The following is a 12,883-nucleotide window of genomic DNA, read 5'->3' on the forward strand; positions in this document are numbered from 1 at the left end:
GCATGACAAATATCATATTACCCCCAAATATAACTTAGTAAGTTTGACTGAATTTCTATCACAGTACGTGCAATTGATTACTTAAGTTATAATGAAAACCAATAAAACCAACTCTTCAAACCAATTTCAGAGTAGAAAAGACACTGTTCAATACATCAACTTACAACTGGCCGCTTTAGGACAACCTTTATTTAAAGATAAGGAAGGGGCTTCACAAAAGTTTTGCAACCCTAAACTTCAGTCTCTAACCAAAGCTTTCACTCAAGGTTTTAAAGAAAAATCAAGACTCTTATCCAACCACCTTGCTCCTGTAGATCAAAGAATACAGGACTTTATAAACGACTATTTAAAAGACATTCCTTTTATAAAAACAATTTCAATTCCAAACGACACTTTGGTCTTGAATCAAAAAGGACATGCCAGAGAAATTAGTTTACCTCCCGACGAAAATTCATTTTCAAGTGAGAATGTAAAGTCGTATCGCATAAAACAAGGTATTCTTAACAATCCGTTACATGATAAACGAACTACCAAAGGTACCTTTCATATAGTAGAAAGTAATTTACCGGTTCCGTTAGACAAAAAGGAGGTTTCTAAACTTACGTTTGCTCATTTTTTAAAAGCCGCATTTTCACCTTCTGATGCCCTGAATACATTACCGCTTACTGCGAGTCAGGAAGATAAAGCCAAAGTTATGGTTTCTTTGCTTTTACGACCTACAGTTTGTCCGGAAGTTAAAGGCGTTATTGCTCAAAAAAGCATGGAAGTTCGATTTTTTGCTCCCGGTAGCTTAGTGAGCAATCTGGACTTTGTAGAGTCCATTTTCGGCAATGCCGGAGATCCTAATCTAGCGCATAATGATGCCGCACTTGACACCGAACACTGGACAGGACACACAGGATGTATTATTCTGGCACCGCAGCTTAAAACTTTAAAGAAAAAAGACGTTGGCTTGCCACATTGGGATCAAGCTACCGAACGCCAAAGAAGCGAAGGCATGTGCTGGAAAAACGAAAATGAAATCTATAATGACGGTGGTGCTTTTAAAGTAACTTGTCGTGACGATCGTGGCGTTGTAGTAACAATTATCGCCGACAACTATTATGGATATTCAAAAAAAGAAATTAAAACGCAAATTAGTTATTCAGCCAATTTATATGGCTTAGTTGAAGAAGAACACTCAGGTGGAGCCATTGCTTTCCCTAGAGGTGTAATGGGCGATATTGTAGATGGCACCGCATTTTCTAACAAAGCAGATAATAAGTTTTCATTTAAAGACACAAAAAAACTATTAGGGGATCGTATTGATGTAAAACCAGAAAATTATGCCATTGATAAAAATTATCCGAACTTAATATACATCCCTGAAAATGCCTATATAAATACGAATACCAATAGCATAACCTGGAATTATAAAGGTGCAGAACAAAAACTGGTTTTATCGCCTTATAAAACCTACATTCATCCAACGGGAAATAAATTTAAGTTAGAAAAACATAAAGCTGTCTCTCTGTGGCGTATTGTTAACACAGCGCCTGAAGGCATTTTTTGTCATAAACCTTGTACTGTTTCCGGAGGTGGGAAATCTGAAATTTCAAAATCAATGTTAAATGCCATTACATATAGCACCTTTAACATTGTTGATATTGACGAAGATTTTAAAAAAGCTGATGAAATTATTGAATACGACTATTCAAAACGCTGGAAAGATTACGACCCAACCCTACCGCCTTCCGAGCCCTTTTTAAGTTCAAAACGAACATTAGGATCGGCCGTTAGGTTACTTACACCGCTTCCGGTGTTTAAAGACGAATACAACGAATTTGTATCTAACATTCCACCACATATTCGATCTTTGGTTCTGTTTGTAAAAAGGCTTTACCGTCAGGATCATGGTGATTTGAATTGGAAAGATTGTATATCTGTAGATATTATTAACGGTAAAAATGGTACAGGATTAAAATACCATAACACACCGGTTATTGGTAGTTATGTTAGAATTGGGTTCAATCAAAACGGACAATGGTTATTAAACAAACTACGATCTGATTTTTCTGCCTGCCATAAAATTCAGCTGGAAGACGACATCTCAGCTACTATAACTTTACCAAAAGAACAGTTTAAAAACCTAAACCCGGAATTCACAAATAAAAGCTTAAAAGTTGTTGCAAACTGCGAAAGTCATTTGTTTCAAAGACCAGATGAAGCTGTTGTAAGAGGATACGATGAAAACGCCGAACGCGATATTGTTTCACCAAATACCTTCCTCACAAACTACGAACTTTTAACAAAAAAGGACGCTATTGAAATATATGAAGACACCATAAATTTCGACAAGTATACACAACCTGTAAAAGACCTGGTTTTAAGTATTGTGAACAGCGAGAATGATGAAGAATACTTCGTACTACCTTCACATACAAGAATTGTTGATGGCGAACCTACTAAAAATCCGCGTTATCTAGAATATAACAAATTTATCAATGAAACCGAGGAAAGCTATTTAGGTGAAATCGGAGTTCGTCTATATCGTAAAATTAAATCTGAAGATCCGGTTATTAATGTTGTTAATGCCGTTTTACCAGGCAGACGAAACAATCCTGTCGATAAAAAAGCTGGCATTCGTCCTTTGGCAGTATACAACCCTATTCACTATCAGGAAACTCCTGAATTGTTTATGGATTTCATTTGCAGTCTTACAGGAAAATCACCTTCTACAACAGGAGCAGGTTCTGAGGGCGCCTTAACAAAAGGGCCTTTTAACATGCTTACGCCTACCTCAGATTTAAACAATGCTCTGCTTTCGCATATTTTAACTGAATCTAATGCCTTTAGTACAGCCGCAGGTTATGTAGGTGCCGAGAATAAAGTCGACCACGACATCAGTATTTTAATTCCTGAAATCTGGGCCAGACTAGAACCTCAGGATCGCGATCCTAATTTCTTAATTAATGATGGCGCTCTTGAGAAAATTGATGATTTTGAATATAACGGACAAAAAGTGTTAGCCAGCCGATTAGGTTATCGAATTACCAAACAATTCTCATTAAGATGTTTAAACCGATTGTTTGACGAACCTAATATTGTATTTGATGAAAGAATGCTGAAACCAGAATTACAAGGCATGGAAGATTATGTAGATGGTATTAATAATATTGTTGAAGCTCAGAAAAAAGTAGCGCTTCGCTATTTTGAAGACGGTAGTATTGAAGCTGCCATACCGCCATTAAAAATATTACTACATATCATGGCTTATGGTACCTACGAAGGAAAAGAAATCAGCAATCCTGAACTTAGAAAATATTTCGAAAGAGATTATGTTATAAAAAGCGATTGGTATTTGGAACGTTTGAAATTAAAACAAAAGAAAGACATCGCCTTTTACCAAAAACAACAAACATATCTCACAAATTTTGCCTCTATTGACCATAATATAGTACTGGTTAAAGAACTAAACATTTTAGAAAAACTGCAACAAATAAAGGATAAACTTTACCATGCAAGTAACGATTCTTATTTAAACAGTTTAATGGGAACCATAGGAGCAGATCCTCTGTTCAGAAAATAACAAACCAACTAATTATTAATTAACTTGAAAAAGTGTTTCAATATGTATTGAAACACTTTTTTATTTACATTTACTGTAATGTTTTCAAGTAAAAAAAGATTAGACAATGCCTATAACAAAGCTAAAATCATCAACTTCGATGATGATAGTAAGTTTATTCTTTTTAGTGACTGCCATCGAGGCGATAATAGCTTTGCCGACGACTTTGCAAATAACCGCAACATATACTTTCATGCTTTAAAACATTATTTTGCCCAAAGCTTTCAGTATTGCGAACTAGGCGACGGCGACGAACTCTGGGAAAACCTGTCTTTCGAACCTATTTTCGAAGCCCATAAAAATGTATATATGTTGATGAAGCAATTTCATGAGCAACAACGTCTGCATATGATATGGGGTAACCACGATATGGTTTACAGGAACCCGAATTATGTTAAAAAACATTTAGAGACGTATTTTGATGCCGAAGCAGGAGATGACAAACCCCTGCTTAACGATTTAAAATACCACGAAGGTATTGTTCTAAAACATATTAAAACCGGGCAGGAATTATTTTTAACTCATGGCCATCAAGCCGACCCTTGGAATTACACCTTCTGGAAATGGAGTCGGTTTTTAGTTCGCATCCTATGGAAACCACTTAATGTTATAGGTATTTCAGATCCCACCCGTCCCGCAAAAAATCACAAAGAGCTCATTAAAGTTGAACGTCGAACAAAAAAGTGGATTACAGAAAATAATAATCGTATTACTATAGCAGGACATACCCACAGACCACGATTTCCGGAACCAGGAGACATTCCATTCTTCAACGATGGCAGCTGTGTACATCCAAGATGCATTACTGGTATTGAAATTGAAAACGGTAACATCAGCCTAATAAAATGGCTTGTCGACACCAATGACGATGGTGTTCTTCAAATTGTTCGTGTTGTTCTTGAAGGGCCAAGAAAACTAACAGACTACTCTTACAAATAACTGACAATCTAAATTTCACACTCAACTTATTGATTTACTATTGTTTAACACATTAGTAATTTCACTAACTTTACTATAATCACCAACCAACTTTTAAACTATGAAATCAAAAATTTTACTATTCGCCGTAGTGAGCATGCTCGCTTACTCCTGTAATTCTCGTACCGAGAAAAAAACGACAGAAATGGAAGTTGAAACCATAGAGCAAGAACCTATTAATCTTGTTGAACGTGGCGAATACCTTGTCGATTTAGGAGGATGCCACCATTGTCACTCACCAAAGGTTATGACAGATCATGGCCCTGTTCCAGATTCTAATCGTTTACTATCAGGTCACCCGTCCGATGAAGTCTTGCCTCCATATGATAAGGAAACCGCTAAAGGTTACGCACTCTTCTCTATGGGATTAACATCTACAACCGGTCCTTGGGGCACATCTTTTGCGGCTAATTTAACACCTGATGCAAGTGGTATTGGCACATGGAGTGAAGCGCAATTTTTCAAAGCTATACGTGAAGGTAAATCAAAAGGTCTGGATGGTGGCAGAATGCTGTTACCACCAATGCCATGGCAGGATTTTGCCAAACTTAACGATGAAGACATCAGGGCGATTTTCACGTACTTAAAAAGTCTACCAGCTGTTGAAAATGTGGTTCCTGCGCCAATTCCTCCCGCTATGTAAGTTATAAACATAAAAAACGCTCCTTTAAAAAGAAGCGTTTTTTATGTTTTAGAATTGTATTGAACTATTCCGTTAGAATTCTTTCATCAATCATCTTTAATGGCATCCCTTCCATTAGTCCAAAAATATCTAAGATACTTCTAAACGTATCTTCCTCTTCGGCTTGTTCAGAAATAAACCATTGTAAAAATACTTCAGTTATAAAATCATCAGCATTTCTCGCAGCTTTAAATATTTTAAAAATGGATTGTGTTACGCTTATTTCTTGTTCTAATGCCGTTTCGTAAATAGAGATAAGGCTTTCAAAATCATTATTTACATTGGTAACATTAGGCGAAATAGCAGCACCTCCATTATCATTTATAAATTCGAAAATCTTCATAGCATGTTCTCTTTCTTCTTCGGCTTGCTTGTAAAAAAGAGCTTTACTATTTAACAATTCCCGTTGATCGCACCAAGATGCCATAGCCAGATATGAAGCAGAAGCTTTCATTTCCATCGCTATTTGATTATTTAATAAGTCCATCACGTCCGGGTGAATAGACATTTGTTTTCTAACTATTGTGTTCATAATTGCGCTTTTACACAAAGTTACAATAAAATGAAAACGTTAAAACGAATGCATAAAATTTAAAAAAAGTCTAAATAAGCTTAAAATTTTATGCTAAAACGAAGGAAGGTGTGTGAAAAAGTAAGTCTAATTCCTCCTTTAATTCCAATAATTGAGGAATTTCTAAAAAGACTAAATGTTCTTTACCGGCTACAAAAAGTAATACAAAATTCTCGTTATTAACAATTCTAGTCAGCGAACTATAAGTTGTTAATCCGTTTATTTTACGGCGTAATTCCAAAACTTGCGGAAAACTTAAGCTAATGGTTTTGTTAGGAGTAATTAACTCATACTTACAAAACGTAAGGTGCTTAATCTGGTAGCCTGTATTTATATTTATCTCTAAATTCACGAGGGCAAATATAGAATTTATTTAGAATAAATAAAAATTAACTTTCAGGAGCTAATTCCACTTCAAGACCATCCATTTCCGGTGTCATTTGAATCTGGCAACCTAAGCGGCTATTATCTTTAACATCGAAAGCTTCAGACAACATAGCTTCCTCATCATCGCTCATTTCAGGCAATTCTGTATCGCTAAGTACATAACATTGACAAGAGGCACACATAGCCATACCACCACAAATTCCAATAGTCCCTTCCGGAGCTAATTCGTAGCTGCGGACAACTTCCATTAAATTCATGGCCATATCTGTTGGTGCTACTACATCATGTGTTACACCATCTCTATCTGTTATTTTTATATTAATGTCGCTCATCTTCTTTCTCTAATAAAAACCGAAAAATTATTTGTGCAAATGTAATGCTTAAAATTAATTTGCAAATCTTTTCCCTATTAATTTGATAGGAAAAACAAAAAAAATAAAGAATTACTAAAATTCTTTATTTTTTTCTATTCCTTTATTATATAAATGGAGCTATAATTGAACGTTTTCTATGAAACTCTTCAATTAAACCGCAATATTGACTACTCTTTCAATCTGCGGAACGTGCTTTTTAATAGTCATTTCCACACCCGATTTTAAAGTCATTTGATTTACACTACAGCCCACACAAGCACCTTGCAACTGAACTTTTACCAGTGTATCGTTATCTTCAATAGATAACAAAGAAATATCGCCTCCATCACTTTGTAAAAATGGACGAATCTCTTCTAACGCTTTCTCGACATTAAGTCTAACTTCTTCTGATGTCATTTATTTAGTTTTAACTGCTGAACATCCAGCCATCGTTGTTATTTTAATTGCTTCTGTAGGTGGTAAATCTTCATTACGCTTTACTACTTCCTGAACCACATTTTGTGTGATTTTTTCAAAAGCTTTTTCTAAAGGTGTTGCCGTTTGTAACGCTGCCGGACGACCTACATCACCAGCTTCACGAATACTTTGTACCAATGGTAATTCTCCTAAAAACGGCACCTCTAAATCTTCAGCTAAATTTTTAGCACCTTCCTGACCAAAGATATAATATTTATTATTAGGCAACTCTTCAGGTGTAAAATAAGCCATATTCTCAATAATTCCTAATACAGGAACGCTGATGCTTTCCTGTTGGAACATAGCTACTCCCTTTTTAGCATCGGCTAAAGCTACATTTTGAGGCGTACTTACTACAACCGCACCCGTAATTGGTAACGACTGCATAATGCTTAGGTGAATATCCCCTGTTCCCGGAGGTAAATCCAGTAATAAGAAATCTAATTCTCCCCAATGTGCATCAAAAATCATTTGATTTAACGCTTTTGCTGCCATTGGTCCTCGCCAAACTACCGCCTGATTAGGTTGTGTAAAGAATCCGATAGATAATACTTTTACGCCGTAATTTTCAATAGGCTTCATTTTCGATTTTCCATCGACATTTACAGCTAAAGGTCTTCCTGCTTCGACATCGAACATAATTGGAATAGATGGCCCATAAATATCGGCATCTAAAACCCCAACTTTAAAGCCCATTTTAGCAAGAGTTACCGCTAAATTTGCCGTTACTGTAGATTTCCCTACTCCTCCTTTTCCAGAAGCTACAGCTACAATGTTCTGAATTCCCGGAATAGGGTTTCCTTTTATAACATTTGCTTTAGGCTTTTCCGGTGCATCAACCTTTACATTCACCTTAATTTTAGCTTTTTCGTAAACCTGTTCGTGAATGGTTTTTAAAATATCCACCTCGGTACGTTTTTTAGCTTGTAAACTCGGATTTTTTATCGTGATATCTACAACAACCTCATCACCAAAAACAACAACATTGGTTACTGCGCCGCTTTCAACCATGTTTTGTCCTTCGCCAGGTACTGTTATAGATTCTAATGCTTTAAGTATGTCTTTTTTATTAAGCTTCATGCTCTATTTAGATTTATTCTAAGGCTACAAATATACTGTGAATTGTTCAGAATATAAAGCCTAAGGTATTGAAATGATTTATGGATGAATTTTATTTAATGATTATACGATGAATTCTGAATAAAACCTCATTTTATCTGTTAAACAAGTGGTTATATTGAAGAATTACAACTCTTCTGAAGGATTCCAAAATACCTCTTCAAAATCCTGAATTTGATTATCAATCACTTTTATGCCTTCGCTTTCCAAAAGTTGTTGCATTAAATTGGTGCCATCAAAATGTTGTTTCCCTGTTAACAGTCCCTTTCTATTCACTACGCGATGAGCCGGGACATCTTTTCCTGCAGAACCATTCATGGCATAACCAACCATTCTAGCACTTCTGACCGCACCAAGAAAGGTTGCTATCGCTCCGTAACTAGTTACTCTACCGTATGGAATTTGTCTGGCAACCTCATAAACTTTGTCGAAAAAATTCAGGGTTTCAGGCTTCATATTACAACTCTTTAATAATGTTGATTAGTGTTACTATGGAAATAATTCCCGTAATGCCGCCAATCAAATAGTTCATACTTTTTTGAGAGGTAATAGGTTTATCCTTTATTTTATCGAAGAAAAACATGTAGATATACAGCATCACAAAAGTCCCCATCCCCGTTCCAATGACATAAGTCAGAATATCAATCTGATCGAAAGTTAACCAACCTACAGAAGCCAGAGTAATAGTCATGTACGCCTGATAAGGAATTGGAAATACATTGATTACCGACATAAACATACCCTGAAAAAAGCGACTGCGTTTGCTTCGCATTTCAATCTCTGCCACTTCCTTTGGATCTTTTTTCGCGACAAACAAAAAGTAAATGGTTATTAACACGAAAATTACAAAAGCCACACGCTGAAGAATATCAACCACATCGGTATGCTTACTTAAATATTGAGCAAACACTGAAGCAATGTAGGTTTGTACCAAAACAATGACACAAACCCCTACCGAAAACATGATACCCCGTGTATGCCCTTCCTTAAGGCTAATTTTCGCAGCTGTCATATTAAGCAAACCTGGCGGAATCACGCCCACCAACGAAATAATTAAGCCTAAAAAAAAGATAACCGTAATATTCACAACTACTTAATTTTAAATCGAATATAGGTAATTGCTTTATTTTGCTCTAAATATTGTGATTCGTAAAACGTTTGAATACTGGTTACTTCCTCAGGACTTCCTTCCTGTTTGTAAACATTATGGTTAGCATATAATACTTCGTGACCTGCACCATGTAACAAACCTAGTGTGTAACCGTGCATAAATTCGCTATCGGTTTTTAAATTTACTACACCGTCTTCCTTTAATATCTTCTTATAACGTGCTAAAAACTCAGCATTCGTCATACGGTGCTTGGTACGCTTATATTTTATTTGCGGATCCGGGAAAGTAATCCAGATTTCATCCACTTCATTTTCACCAAAAGCATACTCTATAAGTTCTATTTGTGTACGTAAAAAGGCAACATTAGGAATACCATTTTCAACAGCCGTTTTAGCACCACGCCAAAAACGCGCGCCTTTAATATCGATTCCTATAAAATTTTTATCAGGATAACGTTGTGCTAAAGCTACTGAATACTCACCTTTTCCACAACCTAACTCTAATACCAATGGGTTATCATTTTTAAAAACTTTTTGATTCCAGTTCCCCTTTAATTCATACTCCTCATTCACCAATTCGTCACGTGTTGGTTGATACACATTCGAAAAAGTTTCATTCTCTCTAAATCGTCTCAGTTTGTTCTTGCTTCCCACAGATAATTACTATTTTTAGTGTTATTAATACCCTTCAATTAAGAAGAAAATAAATATTTGGTAAAATTAAGGAAATATACGAGAGCGTTTATATACATACCTTTGATTTTAATGAAAAAACGAATTTTAGTCGCACCCTTAAACTGGGGTTTGGGTCATGCCACAAGATGCATCCCTATTATAAAGGCTTTATCTGCTAATGGTTTTGAACCCATTATTGCCAGCGATGGTGTTGCCCTTTCGCTGTTAAAAAAGGAATTCCCGAAGCTTACACACATTGAATTACCATCTTACAATGTGACTTATGCTAAAAACGGAAAATTCTTTAAATTAAAACTTCTGAAAGATTCACCACGATTATTACAGGCCATTTACAATGAGAAAAAAGCGACTGAAACCATTGTAAAAAACCATAACATTTCTGGAATTATTTCAGATAACCGTTTGGGTGTTTACAATAAGGCGGTGCCATCGGTTTTTATTACACATCAATTAAAAGTATTAAGCGGATCTACAACATGGCTTAGCACAAAAATGCATGAAAAATTCATTAAAAAGTTCAATGTATGCTGGGTACCAGACACAAGTGACAAAGTTAATTTAAGTGGGAAGCTGGGCCACGTAGACGCTTTTGAAATACCAACAGAATATATTGGTCCGTTAAGCCGATTTGAAAAAAAGGATATTCCTTTTAAAAACGATTTAATGGTGTTACTATCGGGTCCGGAACCTCAACGCACTATTCTTGAAGACAAAATACTTTACGAGCTAAAAAACTACCAAGGGAAAGTGGTTTTCGTAAAAGGACTCATGCAGCCCAAACAAACTAAAAGGCAGTTCGACAACATCACGGTGTATAACTTTATGACTTCGGAATTATTAGAAAAAACCATAAACGAAAGTGCTTTGGTAATTTCCCGATCAGGTTATACAACGGTTATGGATTTAGCAAAGCTGAACAAAAAGGCCTTTTTTATTCCGACACCGGGGCAATTTGAACAGGAATATTTAGCCACGCGTTTAACCGAAGAAGGCTTAGTACCTAGCTGCAAGCAAGAAAAATTTACACTGGACAAATTAGAAACTATAGCCGACTTCAAAGGCTTGACAGCCTTCAACTTTGAAGCCGACTTTAAGCGTTTATTTAACCTTTTCTAAAGTAAACGAAAACTCACTTCCTACGCCAAATTCACTTTCTACGTAGATTTTCTCGTCGTGTGCTTCAATAATATGCTTTACAATGGAGAGTCCCAATCCTGAACCGCCTTCTTTACGCGAACCACTTTTATCAACACGATAGAAACGCTCAAACAGTCGTGGTAAATGCATTTTGGCAATCCCTTCTCCATTATCTGTAACGCGAACAATAACTTTATTCTTTATCAGGTTTTCAATACTTATTTCGGTTGTTCCTTTTTCATTTCCGTATTTAATGGAATTAACCACCAAGTTAGCAACCACCTGTTGAATGCGTTCCTTATCAGCCTTAACGAAAATAGGTTCTTTATAAACCCGATCGAAGGTTAAAGTAATTTTCTTTTTAGAGGCTTTCATCTCTAACATATCAAAAACACTTTTAACAAGCTCTACGATATCAAATACCTCGATATTTAAACTTAAATCACCAACCTCAAGTTTGGTAATCATATCTAAATCCTTAATAATATACCCTAAACGCTCAACACCTTTACTCGCCCTTTCAAGATATTTTTCACGAAGGTTTTTATCTTCCATCGCACCATCCAAAAGAGTTAAAATATACCCCTGAACAGTAAACAACGGCGTCTTTAACTCGTGCGACACATTTCCTAAAAACTCTTTACGGTAATTTTCACGCACCTTAAGCGATTCAATTTCTATTTTCTTATCACGTGCAAACTTATCAATTTCCTCAGTTAATGTCTGCATATCGGTAGTGATGGTACGCTTGGTTAAACTGGTAGATTCTAAAAGCGTTAGATCGTCGTAAATTTTCTTTACACGTTTATAGATTAAACGTTCTATCCTTGACTGAATCATTAGAAACGAAAAAGCATAAGTACATAAAGCTAAAAGCAATATATACCCAAAACTGTAGGTGTTATTAATATATAAAAAAACACTCGTAAAGAGCGTTATAAAACCTGTTATATATAGCGATGTAATTACCGCGAATCTATATGATTTTTTAAATTTTGGTTGCATTAATCTACAAACTTATAGCCTACTCCTTTAATGGTTTTAAAACTATCATCACCAATTTTTTCACGTAATTTACGAATATGAACATCAATAGTTCGTCCGCCAACTACCACTTCATTACCCCAAACTGTATCTAAAATTTCATCACGTTTAAACACCTTTCCTGGCTTTGATGCTAATAAAGATAATAATTCGAATTCTTTTCTAGGCAAAATAATCTCTTTTCCTTTTGAAGTAATTTTATATTCATCTCTGTTAATTACCAGACTACCTAATTTAACCGTATCGGTAGCTTCTTCATCTTTAAATCGACGTAAAAGCGCTTTAACTTTACTTACTAGAACCTTTGGTTTAATTGGTTTGGTAATATAATCATCGGCACCGGCATCAAAACCTGCTACCTGAGAGTAATCTTCGCCTCTGGCTGTTAAAAATACCACCAGTGTATTCTGTAAATCCGGATGCTTTCTAATAAGCTCACAAGCCTCGATTCCATCCATTTCCGGCATCATAACATCTAAAATGATTAACTGAGGTAATTCTTTTTTAGCTTTTTTTACCCCCTCCTGACCATTCTCGGCAGTAATTACTTGATAACCTTCACTTGATAAGTTGTAACCAACAATTTCTAAAATATCTGGTTCATCATCTACAAGTAGAATTTTGATGTCTTTTTTGTTCATATTATTTAGTATGTAGAATACTGCTTTTTTGATTTCTGCATCAAAGATATAACTTAAACCAAAACTGTTAACTCTACGTAT

Annotated in this window: 14 protein-coding genes; 4 read left to right on the plus strand and 10 right to left on the minus strand. The window is 35.6% G+C overall.

What is annotated here, in order from left to right:
• Positions 1–91 precede the first annotated feature (91 nt).
• From R1X58_RS04235 to R1X58_RS04245, 3 genes are all read left to right on the plus strand, one after another.
• Positions 92–3,568 (plus strand): hypothetical protein, encoded by a 3,477-nt coding sequence (locus R1X58_RS04235; RefSeq protein WP_240572109.1) that lies wholly within the window; start codon positions 92–94, stop codon positions 3,566–3,568.
• 78 nt (positions 3,569–3,646) lie between these two features.
• Positions 3,647–4,546 carry a metallophosphoesterase family protein gene (locus tag R1X58_RS04240; protein ID WP_240572110.1) on the plus strand — a complete coding sequence of 300 codons (900 nt, stop codon included), beginning with the start codon at positions 3,647–3,649 and terminating at the stop codon, positions 4,544–4,546.
• Between the two features lie 100 nt (positions 4,547–4,646).
• The gene (locus tag R1X58_RS04245) at positions 4,647–5,228 is read left to right on the plus strand and encodes a c-type cytochrome (protein ID WP_240572111.1); all 582 of its coding nucleotides are present in this window, start codon (positions 4,647–4,649) and stop codon (positions 5,226–5,228) included.
• Positions 5,229–5,292: 64 nt separating this feature from the next.
• Here R1X58_RS04245 and R1X58_RS04250 read toward each other — a convergent pair whose 3' ends face one another.
• From R1X58_RS04250 to trmB, 8 genes are all read right to left on the minus strand, one after another.
• Complete coding sequence (locus R1X58_RS04250; protein WP_240572112.1) at positions 5,293–5,799, minus strand: ferritin; 507 nt, start codon at positions 5,797–5,799, stop codon at positions 5,293–5,295.
• A gap of 88 nt (positions 5,800–5,887) precedes the next feature.
• Positions 5,888–6,190, minus strand: a complete 303-nt coding sequence (locus R1X58_RS04255; RefSeq protein WP_240572113.1) for a hypothetical protein — start codon at positions 6,188–6,190, stop codon at positions 5,888–5,890.
• A 37-nt stretch (positions 6,191–6,227) separates the two neighbouring features.
• Complete coding sequence (locus R1X58_RS04260) at positions 6,228–6,557, minus strand: 2Fe-2S iron-sulfur cluster-binding family protein (RefSeq protein WP_240572114.1); 330 nt, start codon at positions 6,555–6,557, stop codon at positions 6,228–6,230.
• Between the two features lie 192 nt (positions 6,558–6,749).
• Positions 6,750–6,995, minus strand: coding sequence for a NifU family protein (locus R1X58_RS04265; RefSeq protein ID WP_240572115.1), 246 nt, complete (start codon positions 6,993–6,995; stop codon positions 6,750–6,752).
• Entirely contained in the window at positions 6,996–8,135 is a 1,140-nt protein-coding gene (locus tag R1X58_RS04270; protein ID WP_240572116.1) for an Mrp/NBP35 family ATP-binding protein, read from the minus strand. It lies immediately after the preceding gene.
• Positions 8,136–8,300: 165 nt separating this feature from the next.
• Positions 8,301–8,630: an MGMT family protein gene (locus R1X58_RS04275; protein WP_240572117.1), complete on the minus strand. Its 330-nt coding sequence runs from the start codon at positions 8,628–8,630 to the stop codon at positions 8,301–8,303.
• A gap of 1 nt (position 8,631) precedes the next feature.
• Positions 8,632–9,261 carry a LysE family transporter gene (locus R1X58_RS04280; RefSeq protein WP_240572118.1) on the minus strand — a complete coding sequence of 210 codons (630 nt, stop codon included), beginning with the start codon at positions 9,259–9,261 and terminating at the stop codon, positions 8,632–8,634.
• A 2-nt stretch (positions 9,262–9,263) separates the two neighbouring features.
• Positions 9,264–9,938 carry a tRNA (guanosine(46)-N7)-methyltransferase TrmB gene (trmB, locus tag R1X58_RS04285; protein ID WP_240572119.1) on the minus strand — a complete coding sequence of 225 codons (675 nt, stop codon included), beginning with the start codon at positions 9,936–9,938 and terminating at the stop codon, positions 9,264–9,266.
• Positions 9,939–10,049: 111 nt separating this feature from the next.
• On the opposite strand from trmB, the gene R1X58_RS04290 reads away from it, so the two are divergent.
• Positions 10,050–11,096, plus strand: coding sequence for a glycosyltransferase (locus R1X58_RS04290; protein WP_240572120.1), 1,047 nt, complete (start codon positions 10,050–10,052; stop codon positions 11,094–11,096).
• Here R1X58_RS04290 and R1X58_RS04295 read toward each other — a convergent pair.
• Together R1X58_RS04295 and R1X58_RS04300 are read right to left on the minus strand one after the other, a co-directional pair.
• Complete coding sequence (locus R1X58_RS04295) at positions 11,079–12,122, minus strand: sensor histidine kinase (protein WP_240572121.1); 1,044 nt, start codon at positions 12,120–12,122, stop codon at positions 11,079–11,081. The genes R1X58_RS04290 and R1X58_RS04295 overlap by 18 nt on opposite strands.
• Positions 12,122–12,802 (minus strand): response regulator transcription factor, encoded by a 681-nt coding sequence (locus R1X58_RS04300; RefSeq protein WP_240572122.1) that lies wholly within the window; start codon positions 12,800–12,802, stop codon positions 12,122–12,124. Before R1X58_RS04300 ends, R1X58_RS04295 begins: the two co-directional genes overlap by 1 nt.
• Positions 12,803–12,883 lie beyond the last annotated feature (81 nt).

The organism is Aestuariibaculum lutulentum, assembly GCF_032926325.1.
In the GTDB taxonomy this organism is placed as follows: domain Bacteria; phylum Bacteroidota; class Bacteroidia; order Flavobacteriales; family Flavobacteriaceae; genus Aestuariibaculum; species Aestuariibaculum lutulentum.